This window comes from Amycolatopsis sp. NPDC043889, assembly GCF_056435645.1.
This window is the reverse complement of the sequence record NZ_JBWKEC010000001.1, coordinates 896,430-914,857: the sequence shown is the minus strand read 5'-3', so window position 1 is coordinate 914,857 and position 18,428 is coordinate 896,430. Positions and strand designations below refer to the sequence as shown.

Sequence of the window (18,428 nt, the reverse complement as noted above, 5' to 3'; positions counted from 1 at the left end):
CTGCTTTACTGGGCTCCATGAGGTACACCCTTCGGTACGCCGCCGACTCGGACGTCGGGCGGCGGCGCCAGGTCAACCAGGACTCGGTCTACGCCAGCACCAGGATGCTGGCCGTCGCCGACGGCATCGGCGGCCAGCCGCACGGCGAGGTGGCCAGCGCCGAGGCGGTGGGTGTCCTGTCCCGGCTCGACAAGGACCTCCGCGGCTTCGACCTCGCGGACGTCGACCTGGTCGAGGTGCTCTCCGGCGGCCTTCGCGCCATCGACGACCGGCTCGCCGCGACGGCCGAGCAGGAGCCCGAGACGCGGGGCATGGGCACCACTCTGACGACAGTGCTGTTCGACGGCTCCCACTTCACCGCCGCCCACATCGGCGACTCGAAGGGCTACCTCCTCCGCGGCGGCACGCTTCAGCGCTTCACCCGCGATCACACGCTCGCGCAGGCCCTCGCGGACGACGGGCGCATCGACCCGTCGGAGGTCGAGGGACACCCTCGCGGCTCGCTGTTGATGAAGGCGCTCTTGAGCACCGGCAGCGGCGAAGCGGACATCTGGACCTTCGACGCCGCGCCCGGAGACCGTCTCCTGCTGTGCTCGGACGGGTTAACGGCAACGGTTGTCGAAACCGTTATCAAGGACGTCCTGGGGGCCTTCCAAGATCCCACCGAGACCGTCCCGAGGCTGATCGACCTGGCCAACGAAGGCGGCGGGCCGGACAACATCACCTGCGTCGTGGCCGACGTCGTCGACACCACCGTCCCCGCGGCCACTTGAGCCGCAAACGCAGGTCAGACCCGCCTTCGCGGGGGCGAAAGGGCATCCGGTAAAGTTCCCCACGGAGGATTGGCCGAGCGGCCTAAGGCGCACGCTTGGAAAGCGTGTTGGGTTCACGCCCTCGCAGGTTCGAATCCTGTATCCTCCGCCGTCAGCAAGGCCCCGGACGTTCCGACGTCCGGGGCCTTGTTGATTACTTAGCAGGACCTTCACTTAACAGAGTCAGTTGATCACGCTAAGTTTAATAGTGGTCGTTCCAGCCCCCCGACGTCCCAAGGGAGTCCGCCAAAATGGCCGGAGTCGAAGAGATCCGCGCTGGTATCGCGCTCGCGAACGAGAAGGCATCCGCGAGCATCGCCGCACTTCAGCAGGCAGCGCAGTCTCTCGAAGAAGCCCAGCTTTCGCTTTCCCAGGCCACCCAGGGCAGCACCCAGCACGAGGTGAGCCAGGCACACGGGCTCCTCGCCGAGGCCCTGCAGGGCATCACCGGGATGCAGAGCACCATCCAGGCGGGCATCTCGTCGGCCGAGTCGTACTCGACCCGTCTCTGACATGTACCTCGAGGAGCTGCACCAGCTGCTGACGGCGGTCCAAACCGGCCTCGCCGACGGACGCGCCCATGCCGAGCGGGCGAGAAGCCTGCTCGAGGAGTCCAGGCGCGCCATCGTGGAACCCCAGGCCCAAGCCGTGCCCTGGGTGCCGCCGCAGCTGGCGCAGGCCGACGAGGGAATGGAAAATCTCCTGACGCGCCTTTCCGCCGCTGACGACCTGGTCAGCGGCTACCAATCCCGCCTCTGAGATCGGCGAGCCGGTATGGGCAGCAAAGCGAGTGAACAGCGCAATCGCGTCGTTACGGCGCTGGAACGGGTCCGGCACCAGATCGGGCTCGTCCTCGGCGCCGCCGCCGGCGCCCGCCAGTACGCCGAGGCGGAACTGGCCAAACTGGAGCTGGAACAGCACATAGTCCGGGTAGGGATGGACAACTCCACCTCGGAGCAGTACACCGAATGGTCGCGGCATCCCGCCGCGAACGAGGTGTTCGGCCAGCTCGGCAGCGTGCGCGGCCAGTTCTACGCGGACTGGGAAGCCGGCCCGAACGCGTTGCGCGAACTCGTCGCGCACAACGCGCCGGGGCCCGCGAGCCAGCCGCCGGGCAGCTGGCTCGGCCGCGTCGGCGGAAATCCCGGCATCACCGCGCCGGGACTGTGGCGCGTCGGCTCGGCGACCGTTTCGGGCAAGGACGTCCCGCGCACGTTCGACGTCGCGGTGCCCCTGCTCGACGAGTCGCACCTGTCCATCACGTCGGCGCCCAAGACCAGGGCCGCGGTGGACGGCATCGTACAGAACCTGCTGATGCGGATCCTGAGCACGTTCGAACCCGGCGCGGTGCGCGTCCACCTGTGGGATGTCGGGCAGCTGACCGCGATCCTTCCCGACCTGTACCCGCTGAGCCGCACGAGCGCGCTCACGCTGTACGACCCGGGACGGCTCGAAGACCTCCTCGACGAGCTGGCGGGCCACATCCGCCGCATCCACGCGACCGGGATGCAGGCGGGGCACACGTCGCTGAGGGAGATCCGGCGGGCGAGCGGCCAGCGCGTCGAACCGTTCCGCGTCGCGGTGCTGTACGGCAACGGCGAAACCCTCGAACCGGAGCGCGCCCGCGAACTGAAACGAGTCGCCACCGGGGCGCTCGCGGCCGGGATCTGCCTGATCCTGATCGACGTGCCGACCATGCTGTCGACGTCGGTCGAATCGCTGAGCCTGCACGACGAGCGGCGCGCGAAGAGCAGCATGACCGGCCCCGACCTGGTCGTCGACCTGGACCCGCCGATGCCGTCCGGGCAGGTCATCCGCGCCGCCGGGCGGATCGCCGAGGCGCTGATCGCCAAACAGGGCGGGCCCCGCGCGTTCACCGACCTCCTGCCGACCGAGCTGGGCAAGGAGAGCTCGGCGCGCGAGCTGCGGGCACCGGTCGGGTTCTTCGAGGGCGAGCCGGTGGAGGTCGTCATCGGTGACGCCAGCCCGCACGTGCTCATCGGCGGTCCGAGCGGTTCGGGTAAGACGAACTTCCTGTACTCGCTGCTCGGCAGCCTCGCGGCCAGGTACTCGCCGGACGAGCTCGCGCTGTACCTGCTGGACTTCAAGGAGGGCGTGTCGTTCGCCGGGCTCGCGCCGGGGCGGCGGGACGCCAGCTGGCTGCCGCACGCCAAGCTCATCGGGGTCAACGTCAACACCGACCGCGAGTTCGGCCTGGCGCTGCTGCGGTTCCTCGCCGACGAGCTGCGCCGCCGGTCCGCCGCGGCGAAACTGCACGAGGTCACCAACCTCGCGGACCTGCGTGAACAGGACCCCGGCGGGCACTGGCCGCGGATCGTCGCGGTGATCGACGAATTCCAGTACCTGTTCGCCGGCCGCGACGGCGTGACGGCGACCGCGACCCAGCTGCTGGAGGACATCGCGCGGCGAGGCCGGTCTCAGGGCATCCACCTGGTGCTGGCGAGCCAGGACGTCGCCGGGATCGAGGCCTTCTGGGGCAAACCGGCGGTGTTCGAGCAGTGCACGCTGCGGATCGCGATGCCGAAGGCGCGGCGCGTGCTGGCCGAGACCAACAACGCGGCCGTCTCCGCGCCGAAGTGGCACGCGGTGATCAACCACGATTCCGGGGTGGCGCACGGGAACCAGCTCGCCCACGTACCGGACGCGAGCACCAAGGACGTCTTCAACAAACTGCAGCACCGGCTCTGGGAGCAGTACGCGGAGTCGTTCAAGCGGCCCCGGCTGTTCGACGGGGCGCATTCCCCTGTGCTGGAACAGTTCCCGGCGTTCGCCGACCTGAAGCCGACGGATCGGCCGCGGGCGCTGCTCGGCCAGTCCATCGACGTCGACGAGGCCGCCTGCGGGGTCGAGCTGCCGAAGGCACCGGGACGCAACGTCGCCGTCCTCGGCGCGGCCACCGCGGAAGCACTGTCCATCATGGACTCCGCCGCTCGATCGCTGGCTCGCCAGTATCACTGCGGGTCGGTGGAGTTCGTGCTCTCGTGCCCCATCGAAGCGTCCGTCCCCGCGGTGGCCGAACTCGCCGAGCGGCTGCGCGCGGAGGGACACCAGGCCACCCTTGTCGACGATTTACCCGCCCGGGTAATCGATATCGCGGAAAATCTGTCCTCTTTGGACAAAGCACAGGTTCTGCTCCTGTACGGCGTCGACGCGTCGATCCCCGCGCTGGAGGCGAAGGCACCCGGACAGCTCAAGAGCGGTCTGGATCAGCTGCGGCTGCTGCTGAAGCAGGGCCCGACACACGGCGTTCACACCATCGGCTGGTGGCGCAGCATCGCCCGCCTGAAGGACACGCTCGGTTTCGCGGGCACGGACGACATCGGGACCTGGGCGGCGTTGGACGTCCAGGGCAACGAACTGTCGCCGTTCGCCGCCGGCCAGGTCGTGCACTGGTCACCGCGACCGGGCCGGGCGCTGTTCTTCGACCGCACCACCCACGGCGCCCCCGAGGTGATCATCCCGTTCCAGCGTCCGGAAGGGCTTCTCGATGGATGACGGCATCACCGCGGCCATGCGGTACAAGGAGATCGTCGGCCTGGCGCGCGCTTCGGCGGAGAACCTCCGCAACTGGGAGATCGGCCGCGCGGACGAACTGGAGGCACGGCTCGCCGAGGCGCACCAGGCCGTCGCGGACGCCGCCGAACGCGAGCAACGCGCCGTCGACCGGTGCACGCGCTGGTGGAAGATGGCGCAGCACAACGTCGAAGGGCTCTCGTGGCTGCCCGAAGACGAGGACCCGAAACCGGTGCCGACCGCGCGGCCCGGGTACCTGGAGAAGTACCTGGAAGAGGTCAAGCCGAGCTACCAGGAACTCGTGCAGGCGGTGCTTTCCCTAGGGTGGCGCGCCAAACGCTCCTGACTTCACCCGCGTTTCGTCCTCTGGATGCGGTACTTGCGTGTGCAACTACCGCATCCAGAGGACTAATTGCGGATCACAGCTGGCCGAGCACCTTCTCCAGGTAGTCCGCCAAGTCGTAAAACGCGTCCTGGACGGGGTTGCCCGCACTCGGCCGGAACCGCAGCACCTGCGGGTCGTGGTCGCTAGCCTGCTTCGCGAACTCCGCGTTCAGGTGGACGACGTCGTAGTCGAGCCCGCGCGGCGCCTTCGACGTCAGGATGTGGTCCAGCACCTGCGACTGCCCCTCGAAAACGTAGCTGTACCGCTCGTTCTCGGGCAGCGACGCGATGAGGTCCTTCAGCGCGCCACCGGCGGTCAGCGTCTGCACGGCGGGCGAGAACGGGTAGTCGTTGATGTCACCGGCGACCACGATGTTCGCGTTCTTGTCCGACGCGAGCAGCTTGTCGACGAAGCCGCGTAGCACGGTCGCCTGCTTGGCCCGCTGCACCTCGGAACTCCGGACCGGCGGCTGGTTGCGGCCGTGGGTCGGCTGGTCGCCGCCCTTGGAGTTGAAGTGGTTCGCGATGACGAACACGGTGCGGCCCTTGAAGACGAACTCGCCGACCAGCGGCTTGCGGCTGGCTTCCCACGCCTCGTTCCCGGGCTCGACGCGGCCGGGCGAGACGGTGAGGTGGGTCTTGCCGCGCTCCTTGACCACGCCGGCCGGAGTGGTCGCGTCGCCGCCCTTGCGGTCCACAAAGGACACCCGCGCCGGGTTGAACAGGAAGCCGACGCGGATGTTGCCGCCCGGCTGGCCGCCGTCCTTGCCGTTCTCCGGGTCGATCTGACGCCACTCGTAACGCGGGCCGCCGGCGGCGACGATCGCGTCGGCGAACTTCTGCAACGTCTGGTCGGCGGCGACGGTACCGTCGTTCGTCGGCCCGTTGTTGTCCTGGATCTCTTCCAGGTTCAGGATGTCCGGCTTCGCCAGGTTCCCGACGACGGCCTTGGCCAGCTCGCCGAACTTCTCCGCACTGTCCAAAGCGGACAGGTTCTCGACGTTGTAGGTGGCCACCGAAAGCTCACCACTGCGCTGGGCGCGGGTGCTCTCGCGCTGCAACCCGTTGTCCTTGGCGGCGCCCAGCTTCGTCGCGAACAGCGTGTAGCCGCCGAAGTTGCTGTACTCCACCGGGCCGGAGGTCTCGCCGGTGAGCACGTCGCCGGTGTTGACCTTCGGGAACGGCTGCTGGGCGAACGGGATCAGCGACGCGACCTTGAGCACGCCGGTGTTGAGCCGGGCGTAGTCCAGGTACACCGCGCCGCCGCGGACGCTCGGGTTCTGCTTCGGCTTGGTGGTCACGTAAAGCTCGTTGAACCTCGACGTCGGGCCGACGACGCGCGCGTCGGAGACGCTGACGATCTCGCTCTCGTGCGTCTCCCAGAAGTCCAGCGAGTACTTCGCGGGCTCCAGCGGCAACGGCTCGATGCTGCCGCCCGGAGCGGGGGCGACGGTGTCCGGGACCGTGTCCGGCGAGACGACGGTCGGGGCGGGCAGGGCGTTCCCGCTCGACTGGACCGTCCATTGTGCACTGGTCAGCTCGGTGAGCGACTGGTACGGCGAGGTCGCGGGAGCGTCCGGGTAGAACTCGCGGACGGTGCCCGCGGCGGTCACCGCGTCGCCGACGGCCACGGCGGGCGTGGTCGAGCCGGTGAAGACGAACAGGCCCTCGCTGGTGCGCGGGTCGGCGTCGGGCGCGGTGTCGGTGATCCAGAACCCGCGCGCCGAACCAAAACTCCGGATCGCGGTGACGACGCCGGTGACCCCGGCGACCTTCCGGTCCTTGAACGGCGAGATCCGGGTGGTGCCCTGGATGTCGTGGATCTTGGCGTCGACCGGCGGCGGGCCGGTCTCGCCCGGCGTCTCACCCTTGCCGTTGGTCGGGGTGGGCGAGCCTGAGGTGAAGTCCGCGGCGTTGTCGTCGGTGTCCGCGAGCGTCGTTCCCCTGGCGACGGAGGCGGTGTTGGACGGCGCCGGCGCCGTCGAACCCTCGCGGATGACGGCGGCGGCGCCGAAGCCGACCAGATCCTTGATCCGGGTGTCGGCCGCGCAGCCGGCGGCCGTCTTGCAGGTCAGCGCCGTGGTGCCCTGGACGAGCGCGATGGTGCCCGCGGTCGCGGACAGGGCCAGCGAACCGGTGGCGTCCGGTGACGGCAACGCGACCGTGCCGCCCGAGCCCTTCGCCTGCGCGATGAGGTACCGCGCACCCGGAGCGACACTGCCGGCCAGCGGCGTTACCTGCCAGCTGTTCCCCGACGCGGGCGCGTACTGGACGCTGAAGCCGTCGAGGCTCACGGCGGCCGTGCCGCGGTTGGCGAGTTCGACGAAGTCGTTGGTCAGCGTGGCGCCCGAATTGCCGCCACCGCCGTAGACCTCGGCGATCACGGCGTCGGCGCTGGGCGCGGCGAGCGCGGCCGGAGCGGAGACGCCGCTCACGACCAGGCCGGAGGCGACGGCCACGGTCAGGGCCCGTCTCCGGGCGGCACGTCGGGATGTGGTCACGCTGAGTCCCCTTTTCACAAGATCGGTCGAGGCATACTCCCCCGAACAAGTGAAATGAGGAAGACGACAAGACAACGATTCGTCACCGCTAGCCCGTTCGGACCCTGGTCGCGCCGAGTCACCGCGTGCGAAGATCAAGCTCCGCCGCCTGTTACACACCAGGAGGCGTCTTCATGCGCAGACTGCTTTGCGCGCTCATCGCGGCCGGTCTCGTGATCCCGGTTCCCCTGGCGGCCGCCAAACCACCGGAGAAGGCCGCGTTCGAGGTGATGACCCCGGCGAGCACGGTCGCGTCGCGCACCGACCGGCGGCCGGACGCGGGCGGGATCTTCGACCCGATCGCGCGCAAGACCTTCATCTCGTGGTCCGGCAAGGCCGCGGACACCTACGTCCAGGCCTACGACCACCGGACCGGCGTCTGGACGGCGCCGAAGAAGATCGCCGACGGCGAGTCCGATCCGCACAACTACCCCACGATGCTGCTGGCCGGCGACGGGCATCTGCTGATCTTCCGCGGCATGCACAACACGCGGACCGTGATCAGCCGCGCGCCGCTCGCCCATTCCCTCGACGGCACCTGGACCGGCGTCGAGGTCCCGGAGGGGGACGCGGCGAGCTATCCGATGCCGGTGAAGACCGTCGACGGCACGCTGTTCCTGTTCTACCGCGAGACCACGAAGGAACTGGATCCGACGGCGGACTCCGACTTCCGCCCGATGAAGTACCTCGTTTCCCGCGACCACGGGAAGACGTGGAAGAACTCCGTGCGGTTGACCGGGAAGCGGTGGGCGTTCGGCTCGCTGGGCCGGGCCGACCACATGGACGAGATCTATGTCGGGCAGCTGCGATACCTGCCGTCGAGCGGGCGGATCCAGTTCGTCTACACGCTCGCGGGCGGCGGGCCGTCGCAGCACAAGCACGACGTCTACCACCGGAACGTCTACCACCTGTCGTTCGACGTCCGCACCCTGCGCTTCTTCTCCGCCGCGGGCCACGACCTCGGCACGCAGGTCGACGACGCCGAACAGGAGCGGTATCTCAAGGTCGCCGAAACGCCGCTCGAACTCCCCGGCGGGCTCAAGTCGCCGGACTACATCCTGCAGGTCGGCACCCAGCGCGACGGCAAACCGTTCGTCACATGGTTCCAGTTCGACGCCGCGGGCTCGCCGCGCGATTTCGCGGCCGCGTGGAACGGCCGGAACTGGGAGGTGCGCGAGGTCGCGAACGGGCTCCGATTACGCGAGATCGAACAGCTCAATGGCGGCACTTGGCGCGTTTACGGAACCCGCGACGGAAAACCGGGCATTGAAACGTTCCTGCTCGAGAACGGGCGCGTCTGGCGGCCGGAAACGGTGATCACCACACCGAAACCGGTCCAGCGCGTCGAAGTGATCACCGGTTTCCGGGACCCAGCCCGCATTCTGGCGACCGGCGCGTCCAGTGCCCGTGACGTCTCCGTGGCCGACGGTGACATTTATGTCGCGGGAGTCCCGCGCAAATAGCCCATTGGTGTTCCGCTGCCTTAAATGAACCTCAAGTCCGGGTACGACCCGGCATTCCCGGAGCTACCTTTGGCGACGTGAGCGAGGACACAAATCCTCGGCTCGCGTCGCCGGAGGAGGTGTCCGATGAACTGGCTCATCGTCGGTACGACACTGGTTCTGCTGCTGACCATCGCGCTCGCCGTCGATCTGCGCGACCGGAAACGCGGCGGGCGGCAGGTGGCCCATTTCGGCGGAGCGCGGCTCGACGCCGTACTGCGCGAGGCCGACATGGCCGACCGGCACACGACCTTCTGACGCTCGCCGGGGAGGGCGAGCAGGGGGAACTGGGGGGCGCACCGCCGGTGCACGGGACCCGTCGGGGGAGGACGGAGCCCGTACACCGGCGGTGTGTCGTTTCGCCTCGTGAGTGGTAAGGACGGTTCTAACCGTCCCTGCCACTCACGAGGTGTTCGGTGGGCCCGTTCCGGCGCCCGTGCCCGCCTGAAGTACATGAAGGTCGAGTTCCCTCGGCTGACCCTGAAGGTCCGTGAAGGCCTCCTTCACTACCCTCAGGGTAGGCATGGAGGCCTTCACGGACACATGATCAGCCCCAGCCAAATCCAGTAGGCACCCAAGACGCTCTTGGCCCTAACCGTCCTTGCCACTCATGAGTCTTTTCGCGCCGGCGACCGCCGCCTTGCCCGCGCCCTTCGCGCTCGCGGCCAGGAACGTCATCCAGTCGAAGTAGTCGCGCCACAGCACGATCCGGCCGTCGCGCACTTCGAACGTGCCGCACACCCAGAACTCGGCCTCCCACGATCCACGTCGCAGGACGTCGGTGCGCTCGGTCAGCACGATCGGCCCGTCGGCGGCGATGTGGTGGGTGCGCGCCTCGAACCCGCTGCCGTAGCGGGCCATGGTGCGCAACTGCTTCTCCACCGCCGAAAGGCCGCGGGCCGGGGGGGGCAGCGGGACGTTCTGATAGACGATGTCGATCGCCACGAAGCCGAGCGCCCGATCGACGTCGAACTCTTCGAGGGCCTGAAGGAAACCGGTCACCACTGTCTTCGGATCCGTCATGCCCGCCAAGGCTGATCCGATTTTGAACCGCCGGAAGGTCACAGCCGTATCACAGGAGGAGAGGGGCCGCTTTCCCCTGACTACGGAGGTATCGATGCGACGGCGACTGCCGATGGCCCTGTTCGGGCTGGTCGTCTGGGTGCTCGCGGGCTGCTCGACGGCCACGGGCGCCGCACCGGCGACACCGGGCGCCAACCAGGCCGACATCACCTTCTCCCAGCAGATGGTGCCGCACCACCAGCAGTCGATCCAGGTCGCGAACCTGGCCTCGGAACGGTCGGCCTCGGAGTACGTGAAGGCCACCGCCGCCAAGATCGTCAAGGCCGAGTCGGCAGAGGTCCAGACGATGACCGGCTGGCTGCAATCGTGGAACGCGGCCGTTCTCCCCGCGGCGGGTCACGCCGGGCACGCGATGCCGGGGATGATCACCGAGGGACAGGTCGCCTCGCTGCAGAACCTGTCCGGCGCCGAGTTCGACAAGGTGTGGCTCCCGCTGATGGCCGAGCATCTGCGCAACGGCGTCGCGATGGCCAAGACCGTGCTGTCGTCGGGCGAGCACGCCGAGACCAAGGCGCTCGCGCGGGAGATCGTGGAGAACCAGACGGCGGCGATCGACGAGATCACCGCGCAGCTTTCCTGACCCCCTGAAGGCTCCGGAAGGCCCTCCGGTATTGTTCTCGGCGGTGGCGTGTCCGAGCGGCCTAAGGAGCACGACTCGAAATCGTGTGACGGTTAATACCCGTCCGTGGGTTCAAATCCCACCGCCACCGCAGCGAAGAGCCGGTCTCCACGGAGACCGGCTCTTCTGCGTCCGGGACTACTTGTTGAACTTGTCCTTGAGGTCCTGCACGCCGCCTTCCGCACGGTCGCGCAGGTCGTGCCCGGCCTCCTTGACCTGGCCTTCGGTCTGGTCGGCCCGGCCGGAGTTCGCGAGGTCCTGGTTGCCGGTCTTCTCGCCGAGCTTCTCCTTGGCGGCGCCGATGGCCTGTTCGGCCTTGTCCTTCGCCTTGTCGAAAACGCTCATGGCGGATGTTCCTCCTTCGACCGCGGCCGCCGTTTGCGGCCGCCTGCCTCCGGATTACCCGGGCCACGGGATCCGACACATCTGTCACCCGGTGCGGTTACCCCGTCGCCCGTGGAAGAACTCTTCGAGCAGGGCCGCGCATTCGGCCTCCAGCACGCCGCCGACGACCTCCGCGCGGTGACTGAGCCGCCGATCGCGGACGACGTCCCACAGCGACCCCACGGCCCCGGTCTTGGGTTCCCAAGCGCCGAAGACGACCTTCGCGACCCGGGCCATCACGAGCGCGCCGGCGCACATCGTGCACGGCTCCAGCGTCACCGCGAGCGTGCAGCCTTCGAGCCGCCAGCCGTCGCCATAGCTCTCGGACGCGGCCCGCAGCGCGAGGATCTCCGCGTGCGCCGTCGGGTCGCCGAGTTCTTCACGGGCGTTGCGCGCGGAAGCGAGCGGGGTCCCGTCCGGCGACAGGACGACGGCGCCGATCGGCACGTCGTCGCCCGCACCTCGCGCCGCCGCGATCGCCGCCCGGACGGCGGCGATGTCGGCGGCGGAGGCGGCGGGGCTCAGATCTCGTCCAGGATCTTGGAGAACTCGGCGGCGAACCCGCACCGCTGCGCGACCATCTGGAGCTGTTCGTCCGGATAGAGGTCGACCTCGCCGACGATCACCTGCAGTTCGGCCCCGGGGAGTCCGAGGTCGGACAGGATCTCCAGGTCGCCTTCCGGCCAGACCGCGTCGTCGTCCTCGTCCGGGGGATCGACTCTCAGCACGTCGAGGACGTCCGCGGCGATGTCGTAGTCGAGCGCCGCGGCGGCGTCGGACAACAGTAACGAGGGACCTCTGGGGCTCGGCCGGACGATCACGAAGAACTCGTCGTCGACCGCCAGCAGCCCGAACGCGGCACCTGTGGAACGCAGTTTCCCGAGCTCGGTGATCGCAGCGTCGAGTTCGGCGAGCGCCCCCGGATCAAGAGAGCTGCACCGCCACCGACCGTCCTCCCGCACCACGGCCACCGCGAACCCCGTGATCGGCTCTTGCACCGCCATGCGCACACCGTATTCCGCCCGCATTCGGAACGCACGCACGGTGCGCCCGAAGCGCCGCATGCGCCACTATCGAGACATGACCGGACCCACCGACCTGCCCACCCTCCCCGACGCGCGCTTCGCCGGATTGCTGGAGGAGGCCCGCGCGCTCCAGGCGAAAACCGTAGAGCTCCGCCGGGAGATCCACCGGAATCCGGAGATCGGGCTCCACCTGCCGAAGACCCAGTCCTCGATCAAAGCGGCCCTCGAAGGCCTGCCGCTCGAGATCATCGAGGGCAAATCGACCACCTCGCTGACCGCCGTCCTCCGCGGCGCGAAGCCGGGCCCGGCGATCCTGCTCCGCGGCGACATGGACGCGCTGCCGCTGCACGAGGACACCGGCCTCGACTTCGCCTCCGAGGACGACGGCGCGATGCACGCCTGCGGGCACGACACCCACGTCGCGATGCTGGCGTCGGCGGCACGGCTGCTCAGCGAGCACGTCGACGAGCTGGCCGGGTCGGTGGTGTTCATGTTCCAGCCCGGCGAGGAGGGCGAGCACGGCGCGCGCCACATGATCCACGAGGGTGTGCTCGATGCCTCGGGCGAGCGCGTCGAGAAGGCGTTCGGCCTGCACATCTTCACCTCGGCCGCGTCCGGCGTCGTGCAGACGCGGCCGGGGCCGATCATGGCGTCGGCCAACAGCTTCCACGTCACCGTCACTGGCAGGGGCGGGCACGGCTCGGCGCCGCACCAGGCGATCGACCCGGTGCCGGCGGCGGCCGCGATGGTGAGCGCGCTGCAGACGATGGTGACCCGCAAGGTCAGCGTGTTCGAGCCCGCGGTGGTCTCGGTCACCCGGATCGAGGCCGGGACGACGACGAACATCATCCCCGAGACGGCGTTCCTGGAGGGCACGATCCGCACGCTGTCCGAGCGGACGCAGGCGTTCGTCCGTGATGAGCTACCGAAGGTGTGCGAGGCGGTCGGCGCGGCGCACGGCGTCCGCGTGAGCGCCGAAGTCCTCCCCGGCTACCCGGTCACGGTGAACGACCCCCAGGTCGCGGCGCGGGTGCTGGATCTGGCGGCCGAGGTCCTCGGCGCCCGCAACTCCGAGGTCATGGAGAACCCGGTGATGGGCGCGGAGGACTTCTCCTACGTCCTGCAGCGGATTCCGGGCGCGTTCGCCTTCCTCGGCGCCTGCCCGCCCGGCGCCGACCTGGCCACGGTCGAGGCGAACCACTCGAACCGGGTGGTCTTCGACGAGGACGCGATGGCCAACGGCGTCGCGATGTACGCCGCTTTCGCGCTGGACGCCCTTCGGTAGCCATTACACAACAGCGTTGATTTAATGGGTGCCATGAGCGATGACACCCTGGCCGTCCTGGCCGCACAGGAGGAGCGCCTGGTCTTTCGCCGGTTCGACAACGAGACCGCGCTGAAGCTGGGTGCCCACCTGCTCGCGGCGGCACGGGACCGCGCCCTCCCGGTGACGGTCTCCGTGCGCCGCGGCGGGCAGCGGCTGTTCCACGCGGCGTTGCCGGGCACCTCGGCCGACAACGACGCGTGGATCGACCGCAAGAGCCGCGTCGTCGACCGTTACGGGCACAGTTCGTTCCTCGTCGGTGAGCAGTTCCGCGCGAAGGGCACGACGTTCGAAGCCGATTCCCGGCTCGCCCCGGATCTCTACGCCGCGCACGGCGGCGTGTTCCCGGTGATCGTCGAGGGCGTGGGCCCGGTCGGCACCGTCGGCGTCTCGGGATTGCCGCAGGCCGACGATCACGCGTTCGTCGTCGAGCAGCTGGAACTCTTCCTCGCCACGCGGTCCTGAGCGGACTCCGACCCGCCTCTGACCTGCCGAAAGAGAGCAAGGGACCTTTGCTACCACCTCCCGCTGGGGAGCGCGGCAGCAAAGGTCCCTTGCTCTCCGCGCGCGGCACAGCCGAGGCGACCGTGTGGTTTTCGGGTCATCGAACGCGCCAAATCCACACGGTCGGTCAGCATTGCTACGCGCAGTACAGGGTGTGTGGATACATCCACCCACCTCTGCCCGCTCCGACCACTCGTCCCAAGTTTCAGGACGCCCGGTCCATTTGCCCGCCGTGCTACCGTAAGGCGTCACATCATATATCAGATAGGGCATGCCAGTGACCTCCTCTTCCCGCTTCGGCGAGCGGAAGCGGCGGCTGTCCGGGGTCGTGGCCATCCCGGTGACCCCGTTCGACGCCGACGGCGCCGTGGATCCGGACGCCTACGCGAAACTGGTGGACCGGGTGATCGACGGCGGGGTCGGCGTCGTGACACCGAACGGGAACACCGGCGAGTTCTACGCGCTGGACGCGGCCGAGACCCGGCACTGCCTCGAACTGACGGTCAAGGCCGCGGCGGGCCGGGCGAGCGTGGTCGCCGGGGTCGGGCACGACGTCCGGACGGCGATCGGCGCGGCGCGGCACGCCCGTGAAGCGGGCGCGGATCTGATCATGATCCATCAGCCGGTGCACCCGTATGTCTCGGCGGAGGGCTGGGTCGAGTACCACCGCGCCATCGCGGCGGCGGTCCCGGAGCTGGGTGTCGTGCCGTACGTGCGCGACGCGCGGATCGAAGGCGAGCGGCTGGCCAGGCTCGCCGACGCCGCGGAGAACGTCATCGGGGTGAAGTACGCGGTGCCGGATCCGGTGCGATTCGCGGCGGTGGCACGGGACGCGGGGATCGATCGCTTCACGTGGATCGCCGGGCTGGCGGAGCTGTCGGCGCCGGGCTACTTCGCCGTCGGCGCGACCGGGTTCACGTCGGGCTTGGTGAACGTCGCGCCGTCGCTTTCGCTGGAGATGTTCCGGGCGCTGCGCGACGGCGACTTCCGCGGCGCGATGGCCTGCTGGGAACGCGTCCGGCCGTTCGAGGAGCTACGGGCCGCGGACGGCAACGCCAACAACGTGAGCGTGGTCAAGGAAGCGTTGGCACAGCTGGGTTTCTGCCGCGCCGACGTCCGCCCGCCGAGCCGCGCGCTGACCGGCGGAAAACAGGAGCAGGTCTCCGCGGCACTGGCCGGCTGGGGCCTTTTCTGACCGTGTCCGCGCCCACTGGGGCGGGCGCGGACACGGTGACAGGTCAGAGGTCGTGGCCATCGACGATCGCGGCGTGGCCCTGATGGGCGCCTCGGGGCGCGCGTACGGCGCGGCGGGCGGCTGCTCACCGGCGAAGCCGGCGGGACCATGAGCGCGAAGAACGATGTCTGGCCGGTGCTCCTGTCTCCGGTCGAAGCTCGCGACCGGACGGAACCGGGGGAAATTTCCCTCGATGTCTTCGACTGTACGCCAGATCGTGCCGCTTTGGTGAATTGCTTCCGCTCCGTCGCCGTGGAACACTGGAAGCAGGCCACGGAGCGACCGTGGCGTGTTGTGGTACCAGTGCCCTTTCTCGGCCGAACCAGACCCTTTCGGTGTTTGTGAACCCGTTGCTGGATTGTCCACTTTCACGAACCAGAACGGTGTGATCCCCCATGACCTCCACACAGACGAGGCAGGGCAGCGACTTCGCCGAACTGTCCAAATTGGTCAAAGACGCCGGCCTCCTCGACCGGCGGCGGAAATACTACGCGGTGAAGATCTCCTTGAACCTGCTCGCTTTCGCGGGCGGCTGGGTCGCCTTCGCGCACCTCGGGGACTCTTGGTGGCAGCTGTTCCTCGCCGCGTTCTTCGCGATGATGTTCACACAGCTGTCCTTCATCGGCCACGACGCGGGACACAAGCAGATCTTCCGCGGCCGCAAGGCGAACGACGTAACCGGTTTCGTCCACGGTGGACTGACCGGGCTTAGCTACGGCTGGTGGATCGGCACGCACACCCGCCACCACGCCAACCCCAACCACGAAGACGAGGATCCGGACGTCAACCTCGCCGCACTCATCTTCACCAAGGCGCAGGGCACCGAACGGCGTGGTTTCCTGCGCTGGATGGCGAAATACCAGGCGTTCCTGTTCTTCCCGCTGCTGTTGCTGGAAGGCCTGAACCTGCACGCGTCGAGTGTGACGGCGATCTTCCAGCGCGGCTTCAAACGGCGGAAGCTCGAGTCGGCGCTGATGCTGGCCCACGTCGCCGCGTACCTGACCGCGGTGTTCGTGGTCCTCTCGCCCGGTGTCGGCTTCGTCTTCATCGCCGTGCACCAGTGCCTCTGGGGCGTGTACATGGGCTGCTCGTTCGCCCCGAACCACAAGGGCATGCCGACACTGTCGGCCGGACACAACCTCGACTTCCTGCGCAAGCAGGTGCTCACCTCGCGCAATGTGCGCGGCGGCCCGGTCGCGGACTTCGCGCTCGGCGGCCTCAACTACCAGATCGAGCACCACCTCTTCCCGAGCATGGCGCGGCCGAACCTGAAGCACGCGCAGGTGATCGTGCGCGAGTTCTGCGCGAAGCACGGCATCGACTACGCGCAGTGCGGCTGGGCGGCGTCGTACGGCTACGTGCTCCGGCATCTGCACGAAGTCGGGGCACCCCTCCGTGCTCAACCGGCGGGTGCGCGATGACCTCCGCTTGCTCCCCCGGCGACGTCGCCGAGCCCGCCGCCGACGACCGGTGCCCGAGCTGCCCGCATCCGTTGTCCGCGCACGACGCGATCGCCCGCCGGTTCTGCACCGCGACCGCGGCCGGCGGCTTCAGCCGCGGCTGCACCTGCGCCACGAAGCCCGAAACAACCGAATAGAGGATCGCCATGAACGCCGACACCGTCCCCGTCTCCCGGTACGAAATCCGGGTCGACACCGTGAAGAAGATCGTCAACGAACACACCGACCTCGACAACGAGGCGGCGTTCGCGCTGGCCGTGCACATGGTGCGGGCGCTCGACACCGTGCCGGAGCCCGTGCGCTAGACGGTGTCCTGTAAGTCTGTTCGATGGGCTTCGTGATCCAGGTGGTTTCTGGCGGTGCGGACGGATCGGCCTCGTACCGGGTCGTACTCGGCCGCGTCCGCCCGTGCCGTCAGGGACCGCCTGAGCGCGGAGACCGCGAACAGGACTTGCAGGGCACCGCCTAGGTGTGGCCGGGGTTACTCACGCGTTAACAAGGCGTCAGCGAGGCCTCGCGAAGCGTCAGGGAGACGTTGCCGGAACGGCCGGGCCGGGTCGATCGGAGTTGTGCTGACAAGGCACTGACCGATCGACGCGGAGGTAACCGTGACGCTCAGCGAGCTCCTGCCCAGCCTCGGTTGCGAGGCCGCCGACCACCTCGAACCCGGGGTCTGGCCGCGGAGCACCCGGCTCGGCCCCGGCGGCGAACTGCTGTTCGCCGGCGCGCCGGTGTCCCACCTCGCCGCGAGGTTCGGGACACCGGCGTACCTGCTCGACGAGGACGAAGTCCGCCAGAACGCCCGCGCGTACCGGAAGGCGCTGCCGGACGCAGAGGTGGCGTACGCGAGCAAGGCGCTGTGCACCCGCGCGGTCCTGCGCTGGGTCGCCGAAGAAGGGCTTTCCCTCGACACCTGCTCGGCGGGCGAGATCGCGGTGGCCCGGTCGGTCGGCTTCCCCGCCGAGCGGATCCTGCTGCACGGCAACGCGAAAACCCCCGAAGACCTCAAGGCGGCGCTGTCCTACGGCGTCCGCCGGATCGTGGTGGATTCGCTCGACGAGATCGAGCAGCTCGGCGCGCTGGCCACCGGCGCGCAGCAGGTGCTGATCCGCGTGACACCCGACGTCGCGGCGGGCACGCACGCGGCGATCACCACCGGCACCGAAGGACAGAAGTTCGGCTTCTCGTTGCGTGAGGGCGTCCGCGACAACCTCGGCCGGGCCGTCTCCGCGGTGCTCGCGCAACCCGGGCTGCGCCTGGCCGGGCTGCACTGCCACATCGGCTCGCAGGTGTCGCGGGTGGACTTCTACGAACTGGCCGCCCGCAAGATGATCGGGGTGCTCGTCGCACTCCGCGAGACGCACGGTGTCACCCTGCGCGAACTGGATCTCGGCGGCGGGCACGCCGTGCGTTATCTGCCCGGGGACACGGGTTTCGACATCGACGGCTATGTGCGCCGTCTGCGTGTCGCGCTCGCCTACGAATGCGCGTCGCACGGCTTCCCCCTGCCGAAACTGACGATCGAACCCGGTCGCGCCATCGTCGGACCGGCGGGTATCACGGTGTACCGGGTCTGCGCGGTGAAACGCGGCTCGCGCACTTTCGTCGCCGTCGACGGCGGGATGAGCGACAACGCGCGGCCCGCGCTCTACGGGGCGGCGTACACCGCTCGCCTGATCGGCAGGCGCAGCCGCGCGGCCAGGCGGCCGATGACGGTGGTCGGACGGCACTGCGAATCGGGTGACGTCCTCGCGGACGGGCTCTCGCTCCCCGACGACGTCCACCCCGGCGATCTGCTCGCCGTCCCGTGCACCGGGGCGTACCACCACTCGCTCGCGTCGAATTACAACCTCGTCGGCAGGCCGCCGGTGGTCGGGGTCTCCCGCGGTACGGCGACGCTGCTCGTCCGCCGTGAAACCGAGGAAGACCTGCTCAAACGCGACCTCGGCTGACGTGCCGTCCGAAATCCTCACCGCCCGGCCTGTCACGCGACAGAATCCTTTGCCCGAAGGGGCGGCGAAAG

The 18,428-nt window shown here is 68.9% G+C and carries 20 protein-coding genes and 2 tRNA genes; 17 read left to right on the top strand and 5 right to left on the bottom strand.

Features of this window, described 5'->3' with window-relative positions:
- Positions 1 to 17 precede the first annotated feature (17 nt).
- The 6 genes from AC0685_RS04665 (at position 18) to AC0685_RS04640 (ending at position 4,692) form a co-directional block, all read left to right on the top strand.
- Positions 18 to 773 carry a PP2C family protein-serine/threonine phosphatase gene (locus AC0685_RS04665; protein WP_478224287.1) on the top strand — a complete coding sequence of 252 codons (756 nt, stop codon included), beginning with the start codon at positions 18 to 20 and terminating at the stop codon, positions 771 to 773.
- 63 nt (positions 774 to 836) lie between these two features.
- Positions 837 to 921 (top strand) — tRNA-Ser (locus AC0685_RS04660).
- Between the two features lie 142 nt (positions 922 to 1,063).
- On the top strand, positions 1,064 to 1,324 hold the full coding sequence (locus tag AC0685_RS04655) for a hypothetical protein (protein WP_005167132.1): 261 nt from the start codon (positions 1,064 to 1,066) through the stop codon (positions 1,322 to 1,324).
- A 1-nt stretch (position 1,325) separates the two neighbouring features.
- The gene (locus tag AC0685_RS04650; protein ID WP_016337967.1) at positions 1,326 to 1,571 is read left to right on the top strand and encodes a hypothetical protein; all 246 of its coding nucleotides are present in this window, start codon (positions 1,326 to 1,328) and stop codon (positions 1,569 to 1,571) included.
- A gap of 15 nt (positions 1,572 to 1,586) precedes the next feature.
- A complete protein-coding gene (locus AC0685_RS04645; protein WP_478224286.1) occupies positions 1,587 to 4,328 on the top strand; it encodes an FtsK/SpoIIIE domain-containing protein in 2,742 nt (913 codons plus the stop codon).
- The gene (locus tag AC0685_RS04640) at positions 4,321 to 4,692 is read left to right on the top strand and encodes a hypothetical protein (protein ID WP_340686313.1); all 372 of its coding nucleotides are present in this window, start codon (positions 4,321 to 4,323) and stop codon (positions 4,690 to 4,692) included. The genes AC0685_RS04645 and AC0685_RS04640 overlap by 8 nt, the downstream gene beginning before the upstream one ends.
- Before the next feature lie 73 nt (positions 4,693 to 4,765).
- Here AC0685_RS04640 and AC0685_RS04635 read toward each other — a convergent pair whose 3' ends face one another.
- Positions 4,766 to 7,231, bottom strand: coding sequence for an endonuclease/exonuclease/phosphatase family protein (locus AC0685_RS04635; protein ID WP_478224285.1), 2,466 nt, complete (start codon positions 7,229 to 7,231; stop codon positions 4,766 to 4,768).
- 173 nt (positions 7,232 to 7,404) lie between these two features.
- On the opposite strand from AC0685_RS04635, the gene AC0685_RS04630 reads away from it, so the two are divergent.
- Positions 7,405 to 8,733: a BNR-4 repeat-containing protein gene (locus tag AC0685_RS04630; RefSeq protein WP_478224284.1), complete on the top strand. Its 1,329-nt coding sequence runs from the start codon at positions 7,405 to 7,407 to the stop codon at positions 8,731 to 8,733.
- Between the two features lie 126 nt (positions 8,734 to 8,859).
- Entirely contained in the window at positions 8,860 to 9,030 is a 171-nt protein-coding gene (locus tag AC0685_RS04625) for a hypothetical protein (RefSeq protein WP_478224283.1), read from the top strand.
- Between the two features lie 333 nt (positions 9,031 to 9,363).
- On the opposite strand, the gene AC0685_RS04620 is transcribed toward AC0685_RS04625, so the two are convergent.
- The gene (locus AC0685_RS04620) at positions 9,364 to 9,795 is read right to left on the bottom strand and encodes a limonene-1,2-epoxide hydrolase family protein (protein WP_478224282.1); all 432 of its coding nucleotides are present in this window, start codon (positions 9,793 to 9,795) and stop codon (positions 9,364 to 9,366) included.
- Positions 9,796 to 9,889: 94 nt separating this feature from the next.
- Between AC0685_RS04620 and AC0685_RS04615 the strand changes: the two genes are divergently transcribed.
- Together AC0685_RS04615 and AC0685_RS04610 are read left to right on the top strand one after the other, a co-directional pair.
- Positions 9,890 to 10,435 carry a DUF305 domain-containing protein gene (locus AC0685_RS04615; RefSeq protein ID WP_478224281.1) on the top strand — a complete coding sequence of 182 codons (546 nt, stop codon included), beginning with the start codon at positions 9,890 to 9,892 and terminating at the stop codon, positions 10,433 to 10,435.
- 42 nt (positions 10,436 to 10,477) lie between these two features.
- Positions 10,478 to 10,565: transfer RNA gene (locus tag AC0685_RS04610), tRNA-Ser, on the top strand.
- 47 nt (positions 10,566 to 10,612) lie between these two features.
- On the opposite strand, the gene AC0685_RS04605 is transcribed toward AC0685_RS04610, so the two are convergent.
- The 3 genes from AC0685_RS04605 to AC0685_RS04595 form a co-directional block, all read right to left on the bottom strand.
- Positions 10,613 to 10,819 (bottom strand): CsbD family protein, encoded by a 207-nt coding sequence (locus AC0685_RS04605; RefSeq protein ID WP_037320359.1) that lies wholly within the window; start codon positions 10,817 to 10,819, stop codon positions 10,613 to 10,615.
- A gap of 84 nt (positions 10,820 to 10,903) precedes the next feature.
- On the bottom strand, positions 10,904 to 11,356 hold the full coding sequence (locus AC0685_RS04600; protein WP_478224464.1) for a nucleoside deaminase: 453 nt from the start codon (positions 11,354 to 11,356) through the stop codon (positions 10,904 to 10,906).
- Between the two features lie 23 nt (positions 11,357 to 11,379).
- The gene (locus tag AC0685_RS04595; protein WP_199745611.1) at positions 11,380 to 11,862 is read right to left on the bottom strand and encodes a tRNA adenosine deaminase-associated protein; all 483 of its coding nucleotides are present in this window, start codon (positions 11,860 to 11,862) and stop codon (positions 11,380 to 11,382) included.
- 76 nt (positions 11,863 to 11,938) lie between these two features.
- Between AC0685_RS04595 and AC0685_RS04590 the strand changes: the two genes are divergently transcribed.
- From AC0685_RS04590 to lysA, 7 genes are all read left to right on the top strand, one after another.
- Positions 11,939 to 13,168 (top strand): M20 metallopeptidase family protein, encoded by a 1,230-nt coding sequence (locus AC0685_RS04590; RefSeq protein ID WP_478224280.1) that lies wholly within the window; start codon positions 11,939 to 11,941, stop codon positions 13,166 to 13,168.
- A gap of 33 nt (positions 13,169 to 13,201) precedes the next feature.
- Positions 13,202 to 13,672, top strand: a complete 471-nt coding sequence (locus AC0685_RS04585; protein ID WP_478224279.1) for a heme-degrading domain-containing protein — start codon at positions 13,202 to 13,204, stop codon at positions 13,670 to 13,672.
- A 310-nt stretch (positions 13,673 to 13,982) separates the two neighbouring features.
- Positions 13,983 to 14,906, top strand: a complete 924-nt coding sequence (locus AC0685_RS04580) for a dihydrodipicolinate synthase family protein (RefSeq protein ID WP_478224278.1) — start codon at positions 13,983 to 13,985, stop codon at positions 14,904 to 14,906.
- Between the two features lie 434 nt (positions 14,907 to 15,340).
- Positions 15,341 to 16,366, top strand: coding sequence for a fatty acid desaturase family protein (locus AC0685_RS04575; protein ID WP_478224277.1), 1,026 nt, complete (start codon positions 15,341 to 15,343; stop codon positions 16,364 to 16,366).
- The gene (locus AC0685_RS04570; protein WP_478224276.1) at positions 16,363 to 16,542 is read left to right on the top strand and encodes an RGCVC family protein; all 180 of its coding nucleotides are present in this window, start codon (positions 16,363 to 16,365) and stop codon (positions 16,540 to 16,542) included. The genes AC0685_RS04575 and AC0685_RS04570 overlap by 4 nt, the downstream gene beginning before the upstream one ends.
- 9 nt (positions 16,543 to 16,551) lie before the next feature.
- Positions 16,552 to 16,710, top strand: a complete 159-nt coding sequence (locus AC0685_RS04565) for a DUF6307 family protein (protein ID WP_167551730.1) — start codon at positions 16,552 to 16,554, stop codon at positions 16,708 to 16,710.
- A gap of 303 nt (positions 16,711 to 17,013) precedes the next feature.
- Positions 17,014 to 18,357: a diaminopimelate decarboxylase gene (gene lysA, locus AC0685_RS04560; protein ID WP_478224275.1), complete on the top strand. Its 1,344-nt coding sequence runs from the start codon at positions 17,014 to 17,016 to the stop codon at positions 18,355 to 18,357.
- Positions 18,358 to 18,428: the final 71 nt, after the last annotated feature.

Bases quoted from the DNA above. Each gene is read 5' to 3' on its own strand.
- AC0685_RS04605 (WP_037320359.1), bottom strand. From the start codon at position 10,819: ATGAGCGTTTTCGACAAGGCGAAGGACAAGGCCGAACAGGCCATCGGC.
- AC0685_RS04590 (WP_478224280.1), top strand. From the start codon at position 11,939: ATGACCGGACCCACCGACCTGCCCACCCTCCCCGACGCGCGCTTCGCC.
- AC0685_RS04570 (WP_478224276.1), top strand. From the start codon at position 16,363: ATGACCTCCGCTTGCTCCCCCGGCGACGTCGCCGAGCCCGCCGCCGAC.
- AC0685_RS04615 (WP_478224281.1), top strand. From the start codon at position 9,890: ATGCGACGGCGACTGCCGATGGCCCTGTTCGGGCTGGTCGTCTGGGTG.
- AC0685_RS04655 (WP_005167132.1), top strand. From the start codon at position 1,064: ATGGCCGGAGTCGAAGAGATCCGCGCTGGTATCGCGCTCGCGAACGAG.
- AC0685_RS04645 (WP_478224286.1), top strand. From the start codon at position 1,587: ATGGGCAGCAAAGCGAGTGAACAGCGCAATCGCGTCGTTACGGCGCTG.
- AC0685_RS04595 (WP_199745611.1), bottom strand. From the start codon at position 11,862: ATGGCGGTGCAAGAGCCGATCACGGGGTTCGCGGTGGCCGTGGTGCGG.
- AC0685_RS04575 (WP_478224277.1), top strand. From the start codon at position 15,341: ATGACCTCCACACAGACGAGGCAGGGCAGCGACTTCGCCGAACTGTCC.
- AC0685_RS04630 (WP_478224284.1), top strand. From the start codon at position 7,405: ATGCGCAGACTGCTTTGCGCGCTCATCGCGGCCGGTCTCGTGATCCCG.
- AC0685_RS04650 (WP_016337967.1), top strand. From the start codon at position 1,326: ATGTACCTCGAGGAGCTGCACCAGCTGCTGACGGCGGTCCAAACCGGC.
- AC0685_RS04565 (WP_167551730.1), top strand. From the start codon at position 16,552: ATGAACGCCGACACCGTCCCCGTCTCCCGGTACGAAATCCGGGTCGAC.
- AC0685_RS04620 (WP_478224282.1), bottom strand. From the start codon at position 9,795: ATGACGGATCCGAAGACAGTGGTGACCGGTTTCCTTCAGGCCCTCGAA.
- AC0685_RS04665 (WP_478224287.1), top strand. From the start codon at position 18: ATGAGGTACACCCTTCGGTACGCCGCCGACTCGGACGTCGGGCGGCGG.
- AC0685_RS04640 (WP_340686313.1), top strand. From the start codon at position 4,321: ATGGATGACGGCATCACCGCGGCCATGCGGTACAAGGAGATCGTCGGC.
- AC0685_RS04585 (WP_478224279.1), top strand. From the start codon at position 13,202: ATGAGCGATGACACCCTGGCCGTCCTGGCCGCACAGGAGGAGCGCCTG.
- AC0685_RS04580 (WP_478224278.1), top strand. From the start codon at position 13,983: ATGCCAGTGACCTCCTCTTCCCGCTTCGGCGAGCGGAAGCGGCGGCTG.
- AC0685_RS04625 (WP_478224283.1), top strand. From the start codon at position 8,860: ATGAACTGGCTCATCGTCGGTACGACACTGGTTCTGCTGCTGACCATC.